The following is a 23954-nucleotide window of genomic DNA, read 5'->3' on the forward strand; positions in this document are numbered from 1 at the left end:
CGATGACACATGACCTGATTGACGCCGCGAAGCAGGTGCTTCGTGACAATGACCGAGGCACCTACACCGTGCCGACACATGGGCTCTATCCGTTTCAATGGAACTGGGACAGCGCGCTCAGCGCTCTTGGATTTGCCCATTTCGACGAGGCCCGCGCCTGGACCGAAATCACCACGCTTTTCGAGCATCAGTGGCACGACGGAATGGTGCCGCACATCATCTTTCACCAGTTGGATGAGGGGTATTTTCCGGGTCCGGACGTCTGGCAGACAGGGCGCAAGGTGCCGACATCCGGCATCACGCAGCCGCCTGTCGCGGGATTTGCCGCACGCCGGATCTTTGACCGGGCGACTGACAAGGCGCTGGCCAGAGAACGCGCGCACGCGCTGCTGCCGCGCATCCATGCCTGGCACCAATGGTTCTTTCGCTGCCGCGACCCGAAGGGCACCGGACTGGTCGCCATCATCCACCCGTGGGAATCGGGTCGCGACAATTCGGTGGACTGGGACAAGGCGTTCGAACGCGTGCCGACCGAGGGGGTCCAGCCCTTTACCCGGCGCGACACCACCCACGCCAATCCCGCGCACCGTCCGACGGACGAACAGTACCAGCGCTATATCTGGCTGGTGCAGCGCTTCCGCGAACTGGGCTGGGACAATGATCAGCTTCACGACGCCTCGCCGTTTCAGGTGGTCGATCCCGGCTTCAACGCGATCCTGATCCGGTCCTGTGCCGATCTGGCAGCGCTGGCCGAGCAACTGGGCGAACCCGAGATCGCCGCACAGTCCCGCGCCATGGCCGACACGGGCACCGCCGCGATGGAAACCCTTTGGAGCGAGGCGCGCGGGCAATACCTATGCCTCGATCGTACCATCGGCAGCCTGATCGACAGCCCGTCGATCGGCGGCTTGCTGGCGACTTTTGCCCCGATTCCGCCCGACAGGGCGGCCGCTCTGTCGCGGCGGATCGAGACCTTGGCCGAATCCTGTACCTACCTTGTCCCCAGCCACGACCCGACGGCACCGGATTTCGACAGCCTGCGATACTGGCGTGGTCCGGTCTGGCTGATCGTGAACTACATGATCGCGGACGGGCTTGAGCAAGCCGGTCAGGCAGATATGGCGCACCGCATCATGGCCGACTGCCTGCGCCTGATTGAAAAAAGCGGCTTTGCGGAATACTACGATCCGATCACCGCCGAACCCTGCGGCGGAGGGCAGTTCACCTGGACGGCAGCTATGGTGATCGAGATTCTCAGCACGCATGAGGGGATTGCATGAAACGCTCACGTATCAACGACATCATCGCGGCGGCGGACGACATGATGCGGTCGCACGGATGGGTTCTGCCGCCATTCGCCTATTGGACACCGGACGAGTTCAAGGCGCAGAAAGACGTCGCGCAGAATGTGATCGGCGCCCGTTGCGGCTGGGACATCACCGACTACGGCGCCGGCGATTTCGACGCCATGGGCCTGTTCCTCTTCACCCTGCGCAACGGACGGCTGGCCGATCTGCAACGCGGCGGCGGCATGTGTTATGCCGAAAAGCTGCTGATCTCGCGGCAGGACCAGCTGAGCCCGATGCACACCCATGTGATCAAGGCCGAGGACATCATCAATCGCGGCGGGGCGACGCTGGTGGTCGAACTGTTCGGGTCCGACGATAGGGGCGGCTTTGCCGAGGATCGCGGCGGCACGGTGTTTTGCGACGGTATCCGCCGCGATTTCGGACCCGGGGAAAAGCTGCGGCTGGCCCCCGGCGAGAGCGTGACCCTGATGCCCGGCGACTGGCACGCCTTCTGGGGCGATGGCGGCGACGTGCTGATCGGCGAGGTTTCGACCGTGAACGATGACGAGACCGATAACATCTTCCGCGACCCCATCGGGCGCTTCGCGCGCATCGAGGAAGACACCGATCCGACGCACCTTCTTGTCAGCGACTACCGGACCTGGCTGGGCTGAGCGATGGCTGACGACGATTTGATCATTGAACCGCGCCGGTTTCTGACGGATCTGTTCCTGCGCGCCGTCGAAGTTGCGGACCCCATGCGGGTTGTACCTGCGCAACTGCCGCCACGCCCCGATGGACGATTGGTCGTTATCGGGGCGGGCAAGGCCAGCGCGCGCATGGCCGAGGCGGTCGAGGCGCACTATGGCCCCTGCGACGGGCTGGTCATCACCCGCTACGGCTATGCCCGCCCCTGCCAGGGCATCGAAATCGTCGAGGCGGCGCACCCGGTGCCCGACGCGGCGGGCGAGATGGCGACGCGGCGCATGCTCGATCTGGTTTCGGCACTGGGACCGGACGACCTGGTGCTGGCGCTGATCTCGGGCGGCGGCTCGGCGCTGCTTTGCGCGCCCGCGGACGGGCTGACGCTTGACGACAAGATGGCGGTCAACCGCGCGCTTCTGGCATCCGGCGCGCCCATCGGCGAGATGAACATCGTCCGCAAGCACCTGAGCCGCGTGAAAGGTGGCCAGCTTGCTGCGGCCTGCCATCCGGCGCGGGTGCTGACGCTTCTGATTTCCGACGTGCCGGGCGATGACCCCGGCCAGATCGCCTCGGGCCCCACGGTCGGGGAAACCAGCACACCGCAGCAGGCGCGTGAGATCCTCGACCGGCGTGGCATTGCCGTCTCTCCCCGGGTACAGGCCGCCATCGCCGGGGCATCGTCGGTCGTGGCACCGGACGATCCGCGCCTCGCACGGGCCGAAACACGGGTCATCGCCGCGCCCTCGCACTCGCTTGCCGCCGCCGCCGACATCGCGACCGCCGCCGGAATGGACGTGCGCATGCTGGGTGACGCGCTGGAAGGCGAAGCCCGCGACCTCGGCCAGGCGCAGGCAGCGCAGGCGCTGGCTCTGCAGGCCGGTCGCGCGGCCATTGCCCGCCCGATCCTGCTGCTGTCGGGCGGTGAATGCACGGTCACGCGCCGGGGCGACGGCGTCGGAGGGCCAAACGCGGAGTTTGTCCTGTCCGCCGCCCTTGCGCTGGACGGCCAGCCGGGCATCCACGTGCTGGCCTGCGACACCGATGGCGTCGATGGTGCCGCCGAGATCGCCGGTGCCTATGCCGGTCCCACCACCCTCGCGCGGGCACGGCAAAGCGGCATGGATCCCGTCTCGGCCCTGGCCCGCAACGACGCCCACAGCTTTTTCGAGCGCGTCGACAACCAGATCATCACCGGCCCGACCCTGACCAATGTCAACGACTTCCGCGCCATCCTGATTTCGCCGCAGACCTGATCCCCGCAAAGGCGTGACCGACCCTGTCCAGGGCTATCCGGCCTGTTTCCCGCGCATCGCTGATTGACGGCAGACGCCAGCCGGCTCAAGCCTCATGCCTTCAAACACCATCGGTTCCGAAGCGTAGTTGAACCAGAAACGCTCGTTGCCACAGTCGCGGATCCGCAGTCCGTCCGGCAGATCAACAGTCTCGATCTTCGCGATGTCGCAGGCTTGGCGGATCACCCGACGCAGCGCGCCTGGATCGAGCCACGCACCGAGATATGTCAGATGGCCGTCAGTTACAGCCACAACCGAGCCGTCCGTCGTACGTTCCGCCACCTGCGCGCTGCCTTGCAGCACCTCCCGATACAGGTGCACATGACCGCCATTGTCGAGCGGGATCGGCATGTCGGGACGCAGGCTTTCGACATGGGAAACGGTCACATCCAGGCCCGGCAGCCCCGGCGGCAACGGCACCGGAATGGCCATGTCACCGTCCCGCGCGCCGCTCCGCGGGCCGAGCAAGACCTGCGCCTCGGCCCCAGCAAGCGCCGCCTTCAACCTTTCGGTCATATGCATCAATCCCGGCGCGGCGATCACCTTGTAGCCGGTGAAGTCCTCGCAATCCGGCGGCAGGATGTCGACGGACAGACCGAGGCCGCGCATGGCACGATAGGTGTCGAAAACCAGCGCGAAATAGCTCAGACCCTTGCCATGCGGTTGGGTCGCCCAGGCAAAATCGGCATCGTAGTCGAAGATCAGGCCGACCGGGGCGCGCGCTTGCTGGACATCCGGCGCGTCCCTGATTTCCGCAAAGACCTGCCGTGCCTCGGCCAGGCCCGGCGCGTCCGCGCTGTCTGGGCGCAAGAGTCCGGCATGCATCTGTTCCTGCGCAAACGGCGCCTGTCGCCAGCGGAAGAAACAGACGGCTTCGGCGCCGTGGGCGAACGCCTCCCACGACCACAGGCGCACCATTCCGGGCAAGGGGGCGGGGTTGTAGGGGGCCCAGTTGACCGGGCCGGGCTGCTGCTCCATCACCCACCACCGGGCAGGTTTGCCTTGCGCGCCTTTGGCGCAACCGCCGACAGCGCGATAAAGATCGTGGTGAAACGCCTGAAAATCCGGATCGCCCTGTCGCGCATAGGCGCATTGACGCGTGGCATCGGCACCGACGCGGTCTTCGAGAAATCCCAGCGGATAGCTGTCCCATGTGGCGATATCCAGATCCGCACCGACCTTGAAATGGTCGAAATCGGTGATGCGGCCCATGTAGTTGTGGCTGATCGGCGCGTCGGAATGCGTGCGGATGATGTCGGTCTGCAGGCGGTTGAAGGCCGCCACCTGATCCGAGCTGAACCGCCGGAACGCCAGCGCGTGCGACGGGTTGGGTTCGGTCACGGTGAGGTTGGGCAGGTCGATCTGGTCAAAGCTGTCGTAGTCCATCGACCAGAACACATTGCCCCAGGCGGCGTTCAGCGCCGCGATGTCGCCATCGTTGCCGCCACTGGATCCGGCCCCGGGATAACGGGCGCGCAGCCATGTCCGGAACGCGGCGCGGGCGGCGTCGCTGTAGGAAATCGTTGTGTCATGGCAGCCGTATTCGTTGTCGGTCTGCCAAGCGGCAACATGGGGATTTTGCCCGTAGCGCTTTGCGAGCTTCGTCACAATGGTGGCGCATTCGGCCCTGTAGCCTTGGTGGCTGAAGCAATAGTGCCTGCGCGAGCCGAATTTGCGCGGATGGCCACTGGCATCGACAGCCAGCATGTCGGGATGACGGTCGATCATCCACCGGGGCGGAGTGGCGGTGGGGGTGCCCAGCACAACCCGCAGTCCTGCCGCGCCAAGAACTCCGATGGCGTCGTCGAGCCAGTCGAAGTCGTACCGGCCCGGGTGCGGCTCGAGACGCGACCACGCGAATTCGCCGATACGCACCCAGGTCAGGCCGATCTCGGCCATGCGGCGGGCATCCTCCTGCCAGATTTCGCGGGGCCATTGCTCGGGATAATAGCAGGTGCCCAAGGTACGTTTCATCGGATTTTCACGCGGATTTCAGCCTGACCTTCAGGTCACGCAGGGAAGGGAAAGGGGGCGAACGACGGCAGCGGTCCGCCTGTCAGGTGGCAAAGACCGCATCGAACACCGCAACCATATGCGTGGCGCGATCGCGGATTTCGGCGGCTGACACACCGGGTTTGTAAAGCGCGCTGCCGATGCCGAAACCATCTGCCCCGGCGGCTTTCCATTCGGCGAAATTCTCCGGTCCCGCCCCCCCCACAGCCAGCACCTCGGTGCCATTGGGCAGGACGGCGCGGATCGCCTTGACGCCTTCGGGGCCAACCAGTGTGCCGGGAAAGAATTTCAGGCCATCGGCACCGCAGCGCAGCGCGGTGAAACACTCGGTCGGGGTCAGCACGCCGGGATAGGACAGCATACCGGCAGCCTTGGTGGCCTTGATGACGTCGGGGTTGCAATCGGGCGAAACGACAAGTTGGCCGCCAGCCTCCCTGAGCCGGGTCACGTTCTCGGGCGTCAAAACGGTGCCCGCGCCGATCAGCGCATCCTTGCCGAAGGCCTGCGCCATCTGGGTGATGCTGTCGAACGGGTCGGGCGAATTCAGCGGCACCTCGATCTTGGTGATGCCACAGTCGATCAGGGTTTCCGCGATTTCCAGCGCCTCGGGTGGGGTGATCCCACGCAGGATCGCAACGATATTACGGGTCATTTCGTGGTTTCCTTCCAACCTGCACAAGCAGCTTTGAGACCGGCAAGCGTCATCGCATCGCCATCGGCCAGTTCCGCAGGCGCGCCCTGTTGATCGAGTGCGGTTCGATAGAGCGCCGACAATTTCGGATCGCCGACAATGGCGATGCGTTGGCCCAGCCAGTAGGGCCGTGCGCCCGCCAGTTCGAGACCGATCAACATGCCGGACAGCCGCGATTTCGCGGTGGCGGCAGGCATGTCGTTGACCAGCGTTTCGGCGCGCAGACCAAAGAGCCGCGACGTGAGGTCCTGTGGCCTGCCAAGTGTATCGTCGACGGCGGCGGCAAATGCCGCGTCGTCCCAATGTCCGGTCTGTACCGAATGGCGCAGAACGGAATGGCCGGACAGAAGCGCAAACATCTCGCCGGTCATGAAGGTGCGAAAGCTCACCACCTCGCCTGCACTGACATGCGCCCACTTGGTATGGGTGCCGGGCAGGCAAAGCACGCCGTCGAAATCGGGATTTTCCGCGATATATCCCGCGATCTGGGTTTCCTCGCCGCGCATCACATCCGCAGGCGCGGATTGCTTCATCCCGGGCAGGATGACCGGCGTAATCCGGGGATCCTTGGCCGCGATCCCGGTCGCCTGGCCCACGCCCGGCGGGGCGCAGGGAACGGTGACGTAAGCTGCCTCCTGCCAGCCCTGACGCGCGCCGACCATGCCGCAGCAGATCACCGGCGTCGGGGCGTCACCCAGATGCGGCGCGATCAGGTCGAGCAACGCCGGTTCAAACGCGTCCGGGGTCAAAGACCCCATTCCCCGGTCTGACGAAAGCCGCGCGATTTCCGCGTTGTCCGCGCCGAAAACCCAGGCGCGCAGATTCGACGTCCCCCAGTCAACCGCGATCCATACTGCCGTGTCAGCCAATGTGAATTACCCCGTTGCTACCACGCCACCATCGACCACCAGCGCCTGTCCGGTCATCATCTTGCTGGTCTTCGACGCCAGAAAAAGCACGGCATCGACCATGTCCTGCGGATCGAGCGTGTCCTTCAGGCATTGCCGTTCGAGATGTGCCTCCAGCGCCTCGGGCGTGACCCACATCTCTTTCTGCTTGTCGGTCAGCACCCAACCCGGTGCCAATGCGTTGACCCGGATCCGGTCCGGGCCAAATTCCCGCGCGAGCGACCGGGTCATTCCGTTGATGCCGGAATTCGCGGTCGTATAGGCGGGATAGCCTGCATTGCCCATCATGTAGCTGATCGAGGTGAAGTTGATGATCGACCCGCCGCCCGCCGCCCGCATCCCGGCGATCACCGCCTGACAGGCAAAGAAATACGCTTTGAGGTTGATCGCTTGGCTCCAGTCCCAGAACGCCTCGTCCACCTCTTCGGTGGTGTGGCGTTTGTCATTGGCGGCGTTGTTGACCAGAACCGTGACCGGCCCATGGGCCGCGCCCGCCTGCGCAATGCATTGCTTCAAAAGTGGAATATCGGTGATGTCGCATTGCATGAATAGCGGGCGCACGGCGTGCTTCTTCTCCATCTCGTCGGCAAATCCGGTTGCATCCGAGCGTTGGACAAAAGCCACCCTTGCCCCCTGTGCCATCAGGCCATCGGTAAGGAACGCCCCGATGCCAGCGCCGCCTCCGGTGATGAAAACGCTTTGTCCGGCGAGGTCGTGAAATGTTGCTGTCCGGGTCATCAGTGACTCTCTCGTGTCACGGGACGGGTGTCCTTGCCGACGAGGAAATCCAGGTCCGCACCCCGGTCGGCCTGCAGAACATGGTCGACATACATCTTGGCATAGCCGCGGGTATAATGCGGTTCGGGCGCGACCCATTTCGTGCGGCGCTCCGCCAGTTCGGCCTCTGACACCAGAAGTTCCAGAACACCGGTGCTGGCGGAGACGCGGATGCGGTCGCCGGTCTTGACCAGCGCCAGCGGCCCGCCCGCCGATGCCTCGGGTGCGACATGCAGGATCACCGTGCCGAATGCGGTGCCCGACATCCGCGCATCGGACACGCGGACGATGTCGCGCACGCCCTTTTTCACCAGCTTGGCAGGCACCGGCATGTCGCCGACCTCGGGCATGCCGGGATATCCCTTGGGGCCACAGTTTTTCAGCACCAGAATGGTGTTTTCATCCACCGGAAGGTCATCGCGGTCGATATTGGCCTTCAACTCTTCGATGGTCTCGAAGACATAGGCCTCTGCCTCGTGCTCGAGCAGGTGATCCGAGGCGGCCGAGGGTTTGACGATAGCCCCATCGGGCGCAAGGTTGCCGCGCAGAACCCGCAGGCCCGCGGCCGGTTTGAGCGGCGTGTCATAGGCATAGATGACATCGCGATTATAACACTCGGCCTCGTGGTAGTAGGTCGCGATATCCTTGGCCATGACGGTATTGGCCGCGCGCAACTTGTGGGCCAGTTCCTTGAGCACCACCGGTACGCCGCCCGCGTAACAGAAATCTTCCATCAGGTATTTGCCCGACGGCATGCAATTGACCAAAAGCGGGATTTCGCCGCCGATCTCGAAGTCTTCCATCGTCAGATCGACACCCACCCGACCGGCCAGCGCCAGCAGATGCACCACCGCGTTGGTCGATCCCCCCAGCGCGGCATTGGCCAGAATGGCGTTCTCGAAACTTGCCTTGGTCAGGACATCGGACAGTTTCACGTCCTCTTCCACCATTTCCACAATGCGCCTGCCGGTCATATGCGCCAAGGCCATGCGCCGCGCATCGACAGCCGGAAGCGAGCCGTTCATCGGCAGCGACATGCCCATTGCCTCGGTCAGCGACGACATCGTCGATGCAGTGCCCATGGTCATGCAGACGCCTTTCGAGCGGCTCATGCCGGATTCCGTAGCCATGAAGTCCTTGAGCGTCATGTCGCCCGCCTTGACGTCCATGGCGAACTTGCGCACGTCGGTGCCGGACCCCAGATCGCGGCCTTTCCACTTGCCGTTCAGCATCGGGCCAGCGCTGACCACAATGGTCGGAAGATCGACAGACGCCGCGCCCATCAACTGGCCCGGCGTGGTCTTGTCGCACCCACCCAGCAGAACGACGCCGTCCATGCCGTTGGCGCGGATCGATTCCTCGACATCCATCGCCAACAGGTTGCGAAACAGCATCGCGGTCGGTTTCATCTGGGTTTCGCCCAGGCTCATCACCGGGAACTCCACCGGAAAGCCGCCGGCTTCCCAGACGCCGCGCTTGACGCCTTCGGCCAGCTCGCGCAGGCCGGAATTGCAGGGCGTCAGTTCCGACCAGGTGTTGCAGATGCCGATCACCGGGCGTCCGTCGAAGGCGTGATCCGGAAAGCCCTGGTTCTTCATCCACGACCGGCGGATGAACCCGTCCTTGTCGAGCATGCCGTACCAGCCGCGATTGCGTCGTTCCTTGGTCATATCAACGTTCCTTCGATCACCCACATCGATTCCGGGAAGGACCACGGCAAGGTGAGCCCGTGATTCATCAGATAGCCGCCGCTGAACACCAGCGGTTCGGATTTCAGCGCCTGATCGCCACGCGAAAGCGGCCCGGCATCGCCGCGATTGATCAGTTCCACCCGGTACTTGGCATCGGGCGTCAGCCGGGTAAGTGTCAAGGGGCGCGGCGCGATCTGGCTGGACGTTGCGGCCTTGCCCGCGAAAACCACGAAATTTCCGCCGCCTTCGGCAAGCTGCTGTTCCGCGATCACCGCCGGATCGGGGCTGTCGAGGCGCAGGATATCTGCGCGGTACATCCAGTCGCGGTTGGTCTTCCACCAGGCCGTGACCTCTTTCAGAACGTCGGTTTCGTCGTCGGTCAGCTCGCGCGGGTCCATTTCGAACCCCATGTGCCGCTGGGCCGCAACCCAGGCGCGGAACCGGATGTCGAGGGTGCGCCCGGACGTATGGCATTTGCGCGGGCCGACGTGGCTGCCGGTGACCGCCATCGGCAGGAAAACCGCCGCGTTGTGCTGCATCTTCAGCCGTTCCAGCGCGTCGTTGCTGTCGCTCAGCCAGACCCGATGGGTGCGCGACAGGATGCCGAAGTCGATCCGCGCGCCACCCGAGGCACAGCTTTCGATTTCCACATCCGGAAAGGCCGCCCGCAACCGGTCGATCAGCGCATAGGACCCCCGCGTCTGCGCCGCATCCGGTGTCGGCAAGACCCGGTTGTGGTCCCACTTGATGTATTCGATTTCATTGTCACTCAGAACCTTGCTGATCCGGTCGAACAGGAAATCCCGCACCTCCGGAAGCGCCATGTTCAGGGCCATCTGCTGACGCCCGAGGATCTGATCCTCGCCCCCCAGCGCCCAATGCGGATTGGCGCGGAAGACGTCGGAATTGGGATTGATCATCTCGGGCTCGAACCAGATGCCGAAGGTCATGCCCAACCCGTGAATATGGCTGATCAGCGGGGCCAGACCCTCGGGGTATTTGCGCGGATCGACCTGCCAGTCCGACAGCGCCTGGGTGTCGTCGTCGCGGTTGCCGAACCAGCCGTCATCCAGCACGAAACGCTCGGCCCCGAGGGCGGCGGCGCGGTCGGCGATATCCTTGAGCGCGGGCAGGTTGTGATTGAAATAGACGGCTTCCCAACAGTTGTAATGCACCGGGCGCGGCCGGTCCGGTTGCGGCCATAGCACGATCTCGTCGCGCAAATGGCGCTGGAACGCCACGGCGCAGCCGTTGATGCCATCATCCGAGAACATCGCATAAAGCGGCGCGGTCTCGAACCGGGTCTGGGGGTCGGCTTCCATCCGCGCGGCCTGACCGAACTGGATCTGGCGGCGGCCATCGGGCAGCTCTTCGGCCACCATCCGGTGCCCGCCCGACCAGCCATAGTGAAAGGCATAGGCGTGGCCATTGGCATTTGTCGCACCGCGACAAGGGACAATCAGACCGGGGAAATGTTCGTGCCCCGTGCGCCCTGTGCGGTTCTCGCGATAGCGCATGCCGGGGGACCAGGGCGTGCGGTTCAGTTGGAACTCGCCGCACCAGCGCCCGGAGACGTCGATCATCTCATCCGATTGCTGCGGTCCGGGAAACACCGGCGCGCTCATCCAGTGCAGATGGACCGGTGCCGTGGATTCAAGCGCCGCCTGCGCCTCGATCACATGGGTCCGCGGATTGATGGCAAAGCGAGCGGAATAGGTCAGCCCGTTGGATGCGTCCCTGTAGACCAGCGTCAGACAATCCTGGTCGACCTCTGCATCGGCAAAGCAGAATTTCGGCAGCAGCGGCGTGCCGTCCTTGGCCCGCAGGATCAGCCCCGGCTGGCCCGGAAAGGTGCGCGTTGCCTCGGGGCAAAGCGACAATTCCGGGTTCGCATCCAGCATCCCGCCAGTCACATCGATGGCATGAGCCTGATACAAGGTGACAAGGTCTTCGTCATCCGGAAGCCTCGGGCCCCAGTAGACTACCTCGGCGAGGTGGTCCCTGTTCGACCCGAGGACCAGAGTTTGACGGCTGTCATCCAGTCGCCAGCACTGGATCATTTCACGGCTCCGAGTGTCAGACCTGCGATGAAATGCTTTTGCATCAGGAAGAACATCGCCACCGGCGGCAGCGCCGCGACAATCGCACCGGCGCTCATCAGATGATAGGCCGCGCGATATTGCGCGTTGAACGACGTGATACCGGCTGTCACGGGTTGCGATTCAGCGCCCTGGGTCAGCACCACGGCCCAGAAATAGTCGTTCCAGATGAAGGTGAAGATCAGCACCGAAAGCGCCGCAATCGCCGGTTTCATCAAAGGCAGGACGACGTAGACGAATATCTTCCACTCGGCGACGCCCTCGACCCGCGCCGCTTCGATCAGCGGGAACGGCAGGCCCTTGATGAAATTGCGCATGAAGAGCGTGCAGAACCCGGTCTGAAAGGCGATGTGGAACAGCACCAGACCGGTCTTGGTGTTGTAAAGCCCCAGGTCGAGCGTCAGATCGCGCACCGGCACCATCAGGATCTGGAACGGCACGAAATTGCCCGCGACGAACATGAAGAACAGCCAGAGGTTCGACTTGAACCTGTAGATGCCCAAGGCAAACCCGGCCATGCAGGACAGCGCCACCGCGCCGATCGCCGTGGGCACGGTGATCAGGATCGAGTTCATCAGATAGCGCGGCATGTCGGATGCAAAGAACACCTTGCCGTAGTTCTCGATCCCGCCAAAGGCCGAAGGCAGGTTCCAGTAGTCGCCGGTGGTGAAATCCACCGCCGGTTTGACTGAAAACAGCGCCACGGCAATCAACGGCAGCAGCCAGAAGATCAGGGCCAGCGGCAGCATGGCCTGATAGCCGATCTGCACGCGCCGGGAAGATTTTTCGATTGGTTTCGGAAACATGTCAGTGTCCCTTCTCTTCTTTGTACATCGAGTAGAGGAAGTACGCGATGAAGCAGAGCATGATCAGGAACAGCACGACGGCGATGGCGGCACCATAGCCCATGCGGAACCCGTATTCGGAAAGCGCGACCTCGAACATGTAAAAGCTCAGCACCCGGCTTTCGCCGAAGGGCCCGCCGTTGGTCATGATCGAAATGAGGTCGAAGGAACGCAACGCGCCGACGATGGTCACGACGAATGCGATGAACGTCGCGGGCTTGAGTTGCGGTACAATCACGTACCACAGCATTTTCCAGCCCTTCGCACCGTCAAGGCGCGCGGCCTCGACCTGTTCGGGGTCTACCGCGTTCAGGCCGGTGAGATAGAGGATCATGCAGTATGCGGTCTGCGGCCAGAGCCCGGCAGCGATGATGCCATAGGTCACGTAGGTCGGATCGCCGAGCACGTTGATCGGCCCGAGGCCGACAACGCCGATGATTGCATTGAGCAAACCAAATGTCGGGTCGTAGAACCAGCTGAACACCAGCCCGACAACGACCTGGCTGATCACGAAGGGAAAGAAGAACAGCGATTTGTAGATCCGGATGCCGGTGACGGTCTGGTTCAGGAACAGTGCGATGAACAGGCCCGCCGGGATCGCCAGCAGATACAGCAACAGCCAGATCAGGTTGTTGCGCAGCGACGTCCAGAACGCGGGGTCATCCCACAGCTCTCGATAATTCCCGAGCCCGACAAATTCCTTTTCGCCGAGGCCATCCCAGGCCACCGTCGACACGCTGAAACTCTGGAAGATCGGAATGATGACGTAGACCATGAAAAACAGAATGGCCGGTATCAGGAAGAGCCAGGGCGTGATCGCGATCTCGTTGCGTTTGTACCATGACCGCCGGGGCGGTTCATATTCGGTTTGCGGGAGAGCGGGCGATGTCATCTTGAACCTCGATTCTGTTCGCACTGGTCGTTTGATCAGGGTGTTTCCCGGCGTATCGAAGCCGCGCCCGGGCACAGCGTCTTACAGCCGTTGCACTGGCATGCCCGGTTTGGCGCGCAGTGCGGGCCGGTCTGGTCTGGTCTGAGGACGGATATCGGGGGCTGGGGCGGACACGGGGCCCGCCCCGAAACGCTTATTTGTAGATACGTTCGCGGGATTTTTCCAACCGCTTCAGGATCGCATCCAGATTGTCGGGACGGACCATGAATTCCTGCAGACCTTCCATGCCGACCTTGGCCATTTCAGCCGGGAAGTCGCGGTCGAAGAACTGCGCGACACCCCCCGGAGAGTTGGACGACAACATGGCAAAGCCCTTGTTCAGGAACTTGTCATCGTCGACCGCGGACTTCGCGTTGACCGGCAATTGCCCCAAAGCGTCACCCGCGTTGATGGCGGTCTGGACGTCGGTGGAGACCATGTAGCGCAGGAAGGCGCGGGCGTTGTCCTTGTTCTGGGCACCCGACGGGATGTGGAACGTGTCGGTCGGCGCGTCTTCGGCCAGCGGGACATCGGGATTGATCACCGGAAACTGGTAGAAGTCCAACTGGTCGTCGGTCAGGCCCGCCTCGCGCAGCGGTGCGACGGCAAAGTTGCCGATCAGATAGGCCGTTGCATCCCCCTGGACCATGAACGGCAATGCTTCCTGCCAGCTGTAGGACTGGTGGTTTTCCAGGAAAGCCCCCATGTCGATCAGTTCGCGCCAATTGGCGAACGTCTGACGCACGCGCTCGTCTTCCCAGCTGACTTCGCCAGCGGCGAGCTGCATGTGGAAATCGAAGCCGTTGGTGCGCAGGTTCAGGTAGTCGAACCAGCCGCCGGCCGTCCAAAGAAACTTGGTGCCGATGGCATAGCAGGCCCGGCCGGACTCAACGATCTTGGCGCAATTGGCTTTTTCTTCTTCCCAGGTCGCAGGCTCGCTCAGCCCCAACTCGTCAAAGATGTCTTTGCGATAGTAGATGCCCCATTGGTAATAGGTGTAGGGAACGCCCCATTGCTTGCCGTCGATGGTCATCGCACCCTTTGTGCTGGCCAGATTCTCGGCAATCTCGGGTTCCGCCCACAGGTCGCTGACGTCCTCGAACAGGCCCGCCTCGACATAGGGTTTCATCCGGTTGGCGGCATACCATGTGGCAACGTCGGGCGAATTTGCCGTCAGGAAGTTGCGGATCTGGGTCTTGTAGGCGTCGCGATCGATGATCGTCGTCTCGATGTTCAGATCCGGGTGCAATTCCTGGAAGTCGGCGATCGTCGCTTCCATCGTGGCGCGCGGCGCCGGGTTTGACGTGTCCAGAAAGATGTTCAGGTCGCCTGTCAGCGATTGCGCGGATGCGCCCCCGGCCAACAGCGCGGCGGCGGATATCGTCGCAAGCGATACCTTGAATTTTGACTGCATGGTGTCCTCCCTGACACGTTTCAAATAGCGAAATGCAAGTTTGCATATTGCAACATGACCATGATTGGCCTAGTCTTGTCAACAATAACATTGCCCGAACGAACCGGGCACAGGGGGAGTCAGGTCATCATGACTGCAGCGCCTGCGGGAAGCGGAACGGTCAAGAAAGCGCTGGTCGTGCTTGAACTCGTCGCGTCGTTCGGCAGGCCGGTTCGGTTCCCGGAAGTTCTTGAATCATCGGAGTTTCCCAAGGGTACGCTGTATCGTTTGATGAAAACTCTGGTGGACGAACAGATGCTGACTTTCTGCCCGGATGACCAGACATACAGCTTGGGAGTCCGGCTGATTCGACTGGCGCATTCCGCCTGGAAGAACGCGTCACTGGCGCCGATCGCCAGACCCTTCATCGAATCGCTGTCGGCAGAGGTCGGCGAGACCGTTCACCTCGCCCAGATCGACAATGGGCAGGTCCTGTTCATCGACAAGATCAGGGCCTTCGGACGCGCCGAGACGCTCGCCAAGGCGGGTAAGGTGGTGCCGGCCTATTGCACGGGTGTCGGCAAGGCGATGTTGGCGTTCATTGGACCCAAGCGGCTGGAACTTGCGCTGCTGCAGCAGGCCTATTTCAAATACACCCCGTCGACCCACGCATCGCCCGATACACTGGTCTTGGAACTGCAACAGATCAGGGATGCGGGCATTGCGTATGACCGCGAAGAACACGAGCAGGGCATGATTTCCATCGCCGCGCCAATCCTGTCGGACAGTGGCAGCGTGCTCGGGGCGGTATCCATCGCGACATCCATCACCCATCACAGCCTGGAATCGCTCGATGCGTTTCGCGAGCCGCTGTTGAAAACCACCGCGAAAATCGGAGCCGAGGCCACGTCCTGGCAATTTCCGTCCTAATCCCCTTAAGCAAAGGAAACCACGCATGTCCGGTGTAACGCTTCAGAACGTCGTAAAACGGTATGGTGATATTCAGGTCATCCACGGCGTGGATCTGAAAATCGAGGACGGTGAATTCTGTGTTTTCGTCGGTCCATCGGGCTGCGGCAAATCCACCTTGTTGCGCATGGTTGCCGGTCTTGAGGAAACAACCGAAGGGTCCATGACGATCGGTACCCGAGACGTGACCCGAATGGACCCCGCAGAACGTGGCGTTGCCATGGTCTTCCAGACCTACGCGCTCTACCCGCACATGACGGTCAAGGAAAACATGGGCTTTGGCCTGAAGATGAACGGCCATCCCAAGGCTGAAATCGAGGCCAAGGTTGCCGAGGCAACCCGCATCCTGAAACTCGAGGAATACCTCAAGCGCAAGCCCGCCGCCCTGTCGGGTGGCCAGCGCCAGCGGGTGTCCATCGGCCGCGCCATTGTTCGCGGCCCCGAGGTGTTCCTGTTCGACGAACCGTTGTCGAACCTTGACGCCGAACTGCGGGTCGAAATGCGGGTTGAAATTGCCCGGCTGCACAAGGAAATCGGCGCCACCATGATCTATGTGACCCACGATCAGGTCGAAGCCATGACGCTGGCCGACAAGATCGTCGTGCTGCGCAAAGGCCATATCGAACAGGTTGGCGCGCCGCTGGACCTGTACCGCAACCCGGACAACAAATTCGTGGCAGGCTTCATCGGTTCGCCCGCGATGAATTTCCTCGACGGGGTGATCAAGGACGGTCGCGTTCATGTCCCGGGTCTGAAAGACAGCTTCGCCGTGCCGGTTGCGCTTCCGGCAGAGGGTACGGAAGTGACGCTTGGCATTCGCCCCGAACATATCGAGGTCGACCCCGCCGGCGACACCCACGATGTCGACCTGACCGAAGCGCTTGGCGGCACGTCCTACGCCTATCTGGTCTCGACGACCGGCGAAAAGATCATTGTCGAAGAGCATGGCGACGAGAGGTCGGAGGAAGGCATTCGCGTCGGCATCAAGTTCCCGGTCGAACGCGCGATGCTGTTCGATCGCAAGACCGAAGCGCGCATTCGATAAGATACCCAAAGTCCGTCGATCGTCCGGGCGAAGATTCCCGTGTCGCTCCGGCGCGTCCAACGCTTGTCAAGCGTCTTGGGGGCGCCGTGGCCGCCTTGTGTATCCCGCCACCTCAACCTGTGGCGTTTGGTGACGACATTGCCACTCGGACCTTGCCGCTCATCACCGCGGGGTGTGCCGTGGAAGTTGGGAAAGAGGGGCCTCAGCCTCACCATCGGCGCGCCGATCAACCCGAAAAGGCCAGACATGTCACCGCGCTGCTTTCCGACGGTGGCAAAGGACGCGCGACCGACGTCGCCGGGTCCCGGGCCTCAGGGCTCGCGCATCGCCTCTTTGGCCTTGTAAAGCGGTTTCAGCAGGTATTGCAGCACGGTCTTTTCGCCGGTCATCAACTCGACCTGCGCCTGCATGCCCGGTCGCAGCGCGATTCTGGCCTGCCGTTCGGTCATCGCGGCTGGGTCCATGCGCACCGTCACCTTGTAATGCGCGTCGCCGTCGGGTTTGCGTTCGTCCTTGAAGGTATCGGCTGACACCACGTCGACCGTGCCCTGAAGCGACCCCCAGATCGTGTAGTCGTAGGCCGACAGCTTGATCGTCGCGGTTTGGCCGGGGCGAATGTTGGCGATGTTTTCCGGGGCCACGCGGGCCTCGACGAACAGCGCGCCTTCGCGCGGGATGATCTGCAGGATTTCCTCGCCCGGGCGTACCACACCGCCGATGGTGGTGACCGACAGCTTGTTGACCACCCCGTCCATCGGGCTGAGCAGCACGGTACGGTCCAGCTGGTCGCGCGCGGCGTTCATGCCCTGCCGCAGGGTCGCCAGTTCGCGCAGGGTTTTCGAGTGTTCCTCGGCGCGGGTCAGGGCGGTCTGGGTGACGATCTCGTCGTGCTGGATCTGGGCATCGGCATGGGCCTTGCGGGCGCGCGTCACCTCGATCAGGGACACCACGTCCTTGGCATAGAGATCCTCCATCAGCTTCTTTTCCGCCGATGCCTGATCGAGCACCCGCTTGGCCCCGGACCTGCGGCTGGAATAATCCGCCTGGCGTGCCGCCAGAAGCTGCCGTTCGGAAGTGGCCATCGCCGGATTTGCCGCCACCAGGCGGTCGGGCAGGTCCAGTTCGGTCGCGCCGGACAGCTCGGCCTCGAGGCGCAGGCGCTTGATCTCGAGCGCGGTGGTCTGATCGGCCAGATCCGCCACCGACGCGCGGTATTCGGTGCCATGCAGCCGCGCCAGCGTGTCGCCGCGCTTTACCGGATCGCCCTCTTTCACCAGCAGTTCCGCAAGGATGCCGCCTTCGAGGTTCTGGATGATCTGCGGACGTGAGGAGGATACAAGCTCGCCGTCGGCGCGCACGATCTCGTCGATCCAGGCGAAGGACGCCCAGAGGATGAACGCCCAGACCGTCGTGGCGCAGAGCCAGATGATCATCGACGGGCCGCGCTGGCGGGTCTGCAACTGGCGGCCGATTTCGCTGCTGGTCATCGCCATGTCAGCCATCCCCTTTCGCGGCGCGGGTCAGATGCGCCAGCACATCGTCGCGCGGGCCGTCGACGGCGACGCGCCCATGCGCCAGGATCATCACCCGCGGGGCCAGTTGCAGGATCGGCACGCGGTGGGTGGCGATAACGGCGGTCCGCCCCTCGAGCCAGCCCGACAGCCGCGAGATCAGCGTCGATTCAAGCGTCTGGTCCAGCGCCGCCGTCGGTTCGTCCAGCAGGCAGATATCGGGATCCTGCAACCACAGCCGCGCCCAGCCGACCGACTGCCGCTGCCCGACCGACAGGCCAGAGCCACCGTCGCCGATGCGCAGATCCAGCCCCTCGGGGTGGGCCTTCACGAATTGCCCCAGCCCGGCGAAATCGAGCGCCTGGTAAAGCCGGTCGTCGTCCGCCTCGAGCCGCGTCAGGTTCAGGTTGTCGCGCAGGCTGCCCTGGAACAGGCGCACGTCCTGCCCGAGATAGCCGATGCCGCGCCTGAGGTCGGTGGGGTCGATCTGCGCCATCTCGACGCCGTCCAGCATGATGCGGCCTTCCTGCGGCGCGTAAAGGCTCGACAGAAGGCGCAGGAAGGTGGACTTGCCCGATCCGTTCGCACCCAGCACGGCCACGGTCTGCCCGGGGTTCAGGGTCAGCGCGGCGATGTCCAGGGCGGGGGCGGCTTCGCCGTAGCGGTAGGCGACGCCTTTCAGGTCGTACCGGCCCTGCAATGCCTCGCGGCGCAGGTACTTGCGGCCAACGCTGCGGTCCTGCGGGGCGTCGGCCACAGTGTCGAGCATGCCGAGCGCGGTCTTGACGTTGGACCAGCGCGCCAGAATGCCCGAAAGCTGGGTCAAGGGGGCCAGCGTGCGCGAGGTCAGGATGCCGGTGGCGATGATCGCCCCGACGGTGAACTCGCCCGCGAAGACCAGATAGGTGCCCGCGATCACCGCCAGCACATAGGTCGCCTGCTGCACCGCCTGTGCCCAGAAGGTCAGGTTGGCCGAGAGTCGCCGCTGTTCCGAGGATTTCAGCGATTGCACCGCCACCAGCTCTTCCCAGAGGCGGGCAAAGCGGGGCTCGGCGCGGGCGCCCTTGATGGTGTCCAGTTCGCTGACCACTTCCTGCAGCATCCGCGATTGCTTGACGCCCGCGCCCTGCATTTCTTCGGTCAGGCGCATCATCCGGCGTTGCAGAAACACGCCCGGCAGCACCATCAGGATCGCACCCGCGACCAGCACCCAGACAACGTTGCCCGCGATCGAGGCGACGAGAAACAGAAACAGGAACAGGAACGGAATATCGGCCAGCGCGCCCACGGTCGATGCGGTGAAGAACTCGCGCACCGAGCCGAACTCGCGCATCGCCGAGAACATCTGCGCCGGGCTCTGCACCGCCACTTCCGACCGCATGCCAAGAAGCCGCTGCATCAGGGTCTGCTGCACGCCCAGCTCGATCTGCCGTCCGGCCCCGTCGAGAAGCTGCGCGCGGGCGGATTTCAGCGCCCCCTCCAGCATCAGCGCCAGTCCGGCCCCCGCTGCCAGCACCCAGAGCGTGGCCACGGATTGATGCGGGATCACCCGGTCATAGACCTGAAGCGAAAAAAGCGCGACCGCGACCGCCAGCATGTTCGCCACCAGAGAACCAAGCGCCACCTCGGCGAAGGGGCGCTTGAACCGGGCAAACTCACCCCAGAACCAATGGCCCGGGCGCGCGGATGTGGCGTGCAGCCCCGACAGGGTTGCCACCGGGGCCTCGCCGATCAGGTATTGGCCCGCGTAATAGGGCACGAAGTCCGCGACCGGCACGTCGATGCGGCGATCCGGGGCGGTGGCCTCGTAGAGCGTGACCGCCTGGTCCGACAGCGCCAGAACCATGACCGCCTGCCCCGATGTCATCAGCGCGATGGCTGGCACGACGTCGGGGTCGATGCGGCCCGTGCGCGTCTCGGTCAGAAGGCCCGCGGCCTCCAGCCCTGACTTCATCGTGTCGGCATCGAACCGGTCGGACTGGCCTGCGCTGCGCATCAGCGCATCAAGGATATCGGCGCGCGCGGCCTCGACGCCGCGTTGGCGGGCATAGAGCCGGATCAGGTCGGCGCGGGCGCTGGCCTTGGGCGACGCGTTGCCCACCCGGACCGGCAGGTTCGCCGCCGCTTCGGGCACGGCGGCCATGATGGCGTCGCGGGCGCGACCGGCAAAGGCGATGACCGGTGCCGCGCTCATATCCGGGTTCCGTCGGCCAGAACGCCGCGCAGGCGGGCCAGGGCCACCTCGGCGCGGGCGTGGTCGTATTTCAGCCGCAGCGCGCGGGCGGTGGCGTCGGCGAAGGTTTCGTAGACACCGACCACTTCCATGACGCGGCGTTGACCGCCTTCATATTGGCGCTGGAAGATATCGAGGTTGGACTTGGCCTGCCGGGCCAGCCCCCGCGCTTCCGCCACTTGTCGCTCGAGCGCCGCGATCTCGCGCAACAGACCGGCCTCTTCGCGGGCGACGTCTTCCCGGGCCGCGAGGATGCGTTCCTCGGCGGTGATCCTGGTGGCGTCCGCGGCCTTCATGGCGGCCCCCGTGCCCAGGCCCAGACCGTTGGGAATGGCGGCGGTCAGCCCGCCCTGCCCAGTGCGCGCACTGGCCTCGAGCCCGAGCCCCGGCAGAAATCCCGATTTGGCGATGGCGGCTTCGGCAACGACGCGGTCGCGGTCGGCCCTGGCCATCAACACGGCGATTGGCGTGGCCTCTGCGATGCTGCCCGACAGGGTGCCGATGCCGGTCGCGGCAACCTCGCCGCCCGCCATCTGGGCAAGTTCCGCAGCGGCACGGCTTGCGTCCTCTGCGGCGCGGTCGCGGTCAGCGGCGATATCGGCGAGTTTCTGGCGCAGCACGACCAGGTCCGAGCGGTTCGAGACGCCGCCCTTGACGCGTTCGTTCATGATCCATTCAAAGCGGGCCATGTCCTTGTGGGCATCGCCGAAATGAGCGGCTGTCTCGCGCCCCTCGATGGTGCGGATATGCAGGGCCAGCGCCTCGGCGACGCGGGCGTTGGTGCTGTCGGACAGGCGCACCGCGGCCAGTTCGACCTCGGCGCGGGCCAGGTCCCGCTCGGCGCGATTGCGGCCATTGTCGAACAGCACCTGATTGAGCACGATGTCCGCCACCGTGTCGCCCAGCGACGTCAGCGACACCGTCGGCCCGATCGTGGGCAGCCAGTTGCGGCTGGCCGCCTTGGCGCGCAGCTGCGCCACCTCCAGCTCTGCCGCCTCGACCCGCGCGCCCGACGCCATGACGCTGTGCGCCACCTGCGCATAGGGCGAACCCGGCACCAGCACCGACCGACGCGCGGCGAGTTCGGTGATGATCGCCGATGTGGCATCCGAGCTATCGGGTGCGTCCTGCGCGTCCTGCGCGGCGACGGCCGCGTCGGGCGAGGTGGCAAACCGCGCTGTCATGCCCGAAAGATCGTCCATGCCCGGCATGTCCGGAAACGGCGTGCCTGAACATCCCGCGAGGCCAAGAAGACCCGCGCCTAGTGCCATCGTCGTGAACCCTGCCCGTTTCATTCCCTGCCCCTTTTCGTTGGCCCGGGGCGGCACGACCATCGCGCCGCCCGAAGCTTTGGGGTCAGATCACCACGTTGGTGATGTCGTCCTCGATCTGCACGGTCGCGTCGCCCAGGACAAAGACGTTGAAGACCTGCCCGTCCTGCGTCGTCTGGCCCACCGCCTGCGCGCCGGTAATCGTGACCGTATCGTCGATGCCGCCGGTGATGGTGACGGTGTCTGAAGCCGCCGAGAGCGTGGTGATCTGCGCCTCGGTCAGGGTCAGTTGGCTGTCCTCGGCAAATTGCAGATCGATGGTTTCGATCTCGAAGACCGACAGGGTCTGGGCGAGGTTGTCCGTCATTCCGACCTGGTTGGTCTTCGGGTCGTCGACCACGTGGAAGGTACCGGCGGTGTTGCCCGCGGCATCCGTACCGGTGACCACCAGGTGCGACCCGTCGGGCACCGTCTCGTCGAAGAAATACGTGGTCTCGCCCCGGTTCGGCACATCGAACGCCGAGTAGGTGACGTCTTCGACCCCGCCCTGCCCGTCGAGATGGCCGATATAGACCGCGTCCTCCGTGGCCTCGAGCGAGACGCCCGTGAGACCGGTGTGGTTGCGGGTGTAGTCGGTCACTTCCGGCGAATCCGAGGCCACGGTGTCGAACCGCACCACCTGGGATTCGGTACGGGTGTTGCCCGCCACGTCGGTCGCGTTAAGGGTGATCGTCGCGTCCAGTTCGCCGGATGGCAGGTCGGCCTCGGCGATGGTCACCGACCAGTTGCCCGCAGGATCCACGGTCGCGGTATGGGACACACCGTTCAGCGTCACGATCAGGGTCGAGCCGGGCTCGACCTCGCCGGTGAGCGTCAGGCCCGCAGCCGCTTCGGCGGCATTGACCACCCCGTCGCCCGCGATCGGATTGGTGCCGAAGTTGAGGCGGTCGACCTCGGTATCGACGAGGAAGCTGGTGGTCGACTGGATCTGGTTGCCGGCGGGATCCACGGTCGAGACCGTGGCACTGGCGTTGTAGGTTCCGGCGGGCAGTTCGTTCGACCCAAAGGCCACCGTCCAGTTGCCGTCCGGGTCGACCGAGGCCTGTCGGGTCACGCCCTCGACGACCACGGTCACGCTGCTGCCGGGTTCCGTTGTGCCGGTCAGCGCAAAGCCATTCGCGGCTTCCATGCCGTTGACGATGCCGTCGCCCGCGATCGGCTGGGTGGAGATGCCGAAGTTGTCGACCTCGGTGTCGATCATCACCGAGTCGGTGCGCACCAGCGAGTTGCCCGCCGCGTCGGTGATCGTCGCGGTGATGTCGGCCTCGTAGGTGCCCGCCGGGATTTCACCGGGGGCGAAGGTCGCGTTCCAGATCCCGTTGGAATTGGTCATCACATTGTGGCTGGCGCCGCCCAGGGTCACGGTGACCATCTGGTTGGGGTCGGAGGTGCCGGTCAGTGTGACGCCGTCGGACGCCTCGGCGGCGTTGACCACGTCGTCGCCCTCGACCGGTGCGGCGCTGATCGTCAGCCGTCCTGCAACGGTGTCGACCACGACCGGTTGGGTCAGGGTTTCGGTGTTGCCGGCCGCGTCTGTCGCGGTCGCCGAGATCTCGTAGGTGCCCTCGCCCTGCGGGATGGCAGAGGCCGGGAAGGTTGCCGTCCAGGCGCCGTCCGGGGCGACCACCGCAGGCACGGTGGCCCCGGCAAAGCTGACCAGAACGGTCGAACCCGGTTCGGTTGTCCCGGTCAGGGCCAGACCCTGGGTGGCTTCCTCGGCGTTGATGACACCGTCGGCCCCGCCGGGCCTTGTGGTGATGGCGAAGTCGGTGACAAGCGTATCGACCTCGACCGTGCCCGTGGACGTCGCCACGTTGCCCGCCGCATCGGTCGCGGTGACCGTCACCGGCAGCGTGGACTCGCCCTGCGGCAAGGCCGACGCGGGGTAGGTCACGCTCCATGCGCCATCGGGTCCGGCGGTTGTGGTCTGGGTGTTGCCGCCCATGGCCACCTCGACAGCCGAGCCCGGCTCGGACGTGCCGGTCAGGGTGACCCCGTTCGCGGCCTCCGCGCCGTTGATGACACCGTCTGTTCCGCCGATCTGCGAGGTATCGGAGAAGTTCGTCACCAGGGTATCGAAGGCCACCGTATCGCTCAGCGTTTCGGTATTGCCCGCCGCATCGGTCGCGGTTGCGGTGACGTCCAGCGTGGTCTCGCCCTGCGGCAGGTCGGCGGCGGCGTAGGACACCGTCCAGCTGCCATCCGCGGCGACGGTCGCCGATTGCGTCACG

General features: G+C 64.3%; 18 protein-coding genes. 5 read left to right on the forward strand and 13 right to left on the reverse strand.

The window, feature by feature from the left end:
* The first annotated feature begins 2 nt into the window (after positions 1–2).
* From ACXYMN_RS13615 to ACXYMN_RS13625, 3 genes are read left to right on the forward strand one after another with little or no spacing between them, the layout of a single operon-like run.
* Positions 3–1280 carry an amylo-alpha-1,6-glucosidase gene (locus ACXYMN_RS13615; RefSeq protein WP_459014259.1) on the forward strand — a complete coding sequence of 426 codons (1278 nt, stop codon included), beginning with the start codon at positions 3–5 and terminating at the stop codon, positions 1278–1280.
* Positions 1277–1963, forward strand: coding sequence for a D-lyxose/D-mannose family sugar isomerase (locus ACXYMN_RS13620; RefSeq protein ID WP_459014260.1), 687 nt, complete (start codon positions 1277–1279; stop codon positions 1961–1963). The genes ACXYMN_RS13615 and ACXYMN_RS13620 overlap by 4 nt, the downstream gene beginning before the upstream one ends.
* Before the next feature lie 3 nt (positions 1964–1966).
* Positions 1967–3247 carry a glycerate kinase type-2 family protein gene (locus ACXYMN_RS13625; RefSeq protein WP_459014261.1) on the forward strand — a complete coding sequence of 427 codons (1281 nt, stop codon included), beginning with the start codon at positions 1967–1969 and terminating at the stop codon, positions 3245–3247.
* 33 nt (positions 3248–3280) lie between these two features.
* Here the strand turns inward: ACXYMN_RS13625 and ACXYMN_RS13630 are convergent, their stop codons facing one another.
* The 9 genes from ACXYMN_RS13630 to ACXYMN_RS13670 all read right to left on the reverse strand — a co-directional run bounded on the left by ACXYMN_RS13630 (position 3281) and on the right by ACXYMN_RS13670 (position 14655).
* Positions 3281–5260, reverse strand: coding sequence for a beta-galactosidase (locus ACXYMN_RS13630; protein WP_459014262.1), 1980 nt, complete (start codon positions 5258–5260; stop codon positions 3281–3283).
* A gap of 82 nt (positions 5261–5342) precedes the next feature.
* Entirely contained in the window at positions 5343–5951 is a 609-nt protein-coding gene (locus tag ACXYMN_RS13635; protein WP_459014263.1) for a 2-dehydro-3-deoxy-6-phosphogalactonate aldolase, read from the reverse strand.
* The gene (locus ACXYMN_RS13640; protein WP_459014264.1) at positions 5948–6859 is read right to left on the reverse strand and encodes a 2-dehydro-3-deoxygalactonokinase; all 912 of its coding nucleotides are present in this window, start codon (positions 6857–6859) and stop codon (positions 5948–5950) included. Before ACXYMN_RS13640 ends, ACXYMN_RS13635 begins: the two co-directional genes overlap by 4 nt.
* Positions 6860–6865: 6 nt before the next feature.
* The gene (locus ACXYMN_RS13645; RefSeq protein ID WP_459014265.1) at positions 6866–7636 is read right to left on the reverse strand and encodes an SDR family NAD(P)-dependent oxidoreductase; all 771 of its coding nucleotides are present in this window, start codon (positions 7634–7636) and stop codon (positions 6866–6868) included.
* Positions 7636–9345 carry an IlvD/Edd family dehydratase gene (locus ACXYMN_RS13650; protein ID WP_459014266.1) on the reverse strand — a complete coding sequence of 570 codons (1710 nt, stop codon included), beginning with the start codon at positions 9343–9345 and terminating at the stop codon, positions 7636–7638. Before ACXYMN_RS13650 ends, ACXYMN_RS13645 begins: the two co-directional genes overlap by 1 nt.
* The gene (locus ACXYMN_RS13655) at positions 9342–11426 is read right to left on the reverse strand and encodes an alpha-galactosidase (RefSeq protein WP_459014267.1); all 2085 of its coding nucleotides are present in this window, start codon (positions 11424–11426) and stop codon (positions 9342–9344) included. The genes ACXYMN_RS13650 and ACXYMN_RS13655 overlap by 4 nt, the downstream gene beginning before the upstream one ends.
* Positions 11423–12271 carry a carbohydrate ABC transporter permease gene (locus ACXYMN_RS13660; RefSeq protein WP_459014268.1) on the reverse strand — a complete coding sequence of 283 codons (849 nt, stop codon included), beginning with the start codon at positions 12269–12271 and terminating at the stop codon, positions 11423–11425. The genes ACXYMN_RS13655 and ACXYMN_RS13660 overlap by 4 nt, the downstream gene beginning before the upstream one ends.
* Position 12272: 1 nt before the next feature.
* A complete protein-coding gene (locus ACXYMN_RS13665) occupies positions 12273–13202 on the reverse strand; it encodes a carbohydrate ABC transporter permease (protein WP_459014269.1) in 930 nt (309 codons plus the stop codon).
* Between the two features lie 193 nt (positions 13203–13395).
* Entirely contained in the window at positions 13396–14655 is a 1260-nt protein-coding gene (locus ACXYMN_RS13670; protein ID WP_459014270.1) for an ABC transporter substrate-binding protein, read from the reverse strand.
* Positions 14656–14784: 129 nt separating this feature from the next.
* Here ACXYMN_RS13670 and ACXYMN_RS13675 point away from each other — a divergent pair, with 129 nt between their 5' ends.
* Positions 14785–15564: an IclR family transcriptional regulator gene (locus ACXYMN_RS13675; RefSeq protein ID WP_459014271.1), complete on the forward strand. Its 780-nt coding sequence runs from the start codon at positions 14785–14787 to the stop codon at positions 15562–15564.
* A gap of 25 nt (positions 15565–15589) precedes the next feature.
* Positions 15590–16648: an ABC transporter ATP-binding protein gene (locus ACXYMN_RS13680; RefSeq protein WP_459014272.1), complete on the forward strand. Its 1059-nt coding sequence runs from the start codon at positions 15590–15592 to the stop codon at positions 16646–16648.
* Positions 16649–16959: 311 nt separating this feature from the next.
* On the opposite strand, the gene ACXYMN_RS13685 is transcribed toward ACXYMN_RS13680, so the two are convergent.
* The 4 genes from ACXYMN_RS13685 to ACXYMN_RS13700 form a co-directional block, all read right to left on the reverse strand.
* Positions 16960–18150, reverse strand: a complete 1191-nt coding sequence (locus ACXYMN_RS13685) for an HlyD family efflux transporter periplasmic adaptor subunit (RefSeq protein ID WP_459014273.1) — start codon at positions 18148–18150, stop codon at positions 16960–16962.
* Complete coding sequence (locus tag ACXYMN_RS13690; RefSeq protein ID WP_459014274.1) at positions 18143–20353, reverse strand: ATP-binding cassette domain-containing protein; 2211 nt, start codon at positions 20351–20353, stop codon at positions 18143–18145. Before ACXYMN_RS13690 ends, ACXYMN_RS13685 begins: the two co-directional genes overlap by 8 nt.
* The gene (locus ACXYMN_RS13695; protein WP_459014275.1) at positions 20350–21687 is read right to left on the reverse strand and encodes a TolC family protein; all 1338 of its coding nucleotides are present in this window, start codon (positions 21685–21687) and stop codon (positions 20350–20352) included. The genes ACXYMN_RS13690 and ACXYMN_RS13695 overlap by 4 nt, the downstream gene beginning before the upstream one ends.
* A 61-nt stretch (positions 21688–21748) precedes the next feature.
* The coding region (locus ACXYMN_RS13700; RefSeq protein WP_459014276.1) for an Ig-like domain-containing protein at positions 21749–23954 on the reverse strand (2206 nt) is incomplete at its 5' end.

This window comes from Roseivivax sp. CAU 1753 (assembly GCF_054482575.1).

Bases quoted from the DNA above. Each gene is read 5' to 3' on its own strand.
- ACXYMN_RS13635 (WP_459014263.1), bottom strand. From the start codon at position 5,951: ATGACCCGTAATATCGTTGCGATCCTGCGTGGGATCACCCCACCCGAG.
- ACXYMN_RS13690 (WP_459014274.1), bottom strand. From the start codon at position 20,353: ATGAGCGCGGCACCGGTCATCGCCTTTGCCGGTCGCGCCCGCGACGCC.
- ACXYMN_RS13660 (WP_459014268.1), bottom strand. From the start codon at position 12,271: ATGTTTCCGAAACCAATCGAAAAATCTTCCCGGCGCGTGCAGATCGGC.
- ACXYMN_RS13665 (WP_459014269.1), bottom strand. From the start codon at position 13,202: ATGACATCGCCCGCTCTCCCGCAAACCGAATATGAACCGCCCCGGCGG.
- ACXYMN_RS13645 (WP_459014265.1), bottom strand. From the start codon at position 7,636: ATGACCCGGACAGCAACATTTCACGACCTCGCCGGACAAAGCGTTTTC.
- ACXYMN_RS13650 (WP_459014266.1), bottom strand. From the start codon at position 9,345: ATGACCAAGGAACGACGCAATCGCGGCTGGTACGGCATGCTCGACAAG.
- ACXYMN_RS13620 (WP_459014260.1), top strand. From the start codon at position 1,277: ATGAAACGCTCACGTATCAACGACATCATCGCGGCGGCGGACGACATG.
- ACXYMN_RS13685 (WP_459014273.1), bottom strand. From the start codon at position 18,150: ATGGCTGACATGGCGATGACCAGCAGCGAAATCGGCCGCCAGTTGCAG.
- ACXYMN_RS13695 (WP_459014275.1), bottom strand. From the start codon at position 21,687: ATGAAACGGGCAGGGTTCACGACGATGGCACTAGGCGCGGGTCTTCTT.
- ACXYMN_RS13655 (WP_459014267.1), bottom strand. From the start codon at position 11,426: ATGATCCAGTGCTGGCGACTGGATGACAGCCGTCAAACTCTGGTCCTC.
- ACXYMN_RS13670 (WP_459014270.1), bottom strand. From the start codon at position 14,655: ATGCAGTCAAAATTCAAGGTATCGCTTGCGACGATATCCGCCGCCGCG.
- ACXYMN_RS13675 (WP_459014271.1), top strand. From the start codon at position 14,785: ATGACTGCAGCGCCTGCGGGAAGCGGAACGGTCAAGAAAGCGCTGGTC.
- ACXYMN_RS13625 (WP_459014261.1), top strand. From the start codon at position 1,967: ATGGCTGACGACGATTTGATCATTGAACCGCGCCGGTTTCTGACGGAT.
- ACXYMN_RS13630 (WP_459014262.1), bottom strand. From the start codon at position 5,260: ATGAAACGTACCTTGGGCACCTGCTATTATCCCGAGCAATGGCCCCGC.
- ACXYMN_RS13615 (WP_459014259.1), top strand. From the start codon at position 3: ATGACACATGACCTGATTGACGCCGCGAAGCAGGTGCTTCGTGACAAT.
- ACXYMN_RS13680 (WP_459014272.1), top strand. From the start codon at position 15,590: ATGTCCGGTGTAACGCTTCAGAACGTCGTAAAACGGTATGGTGATATT.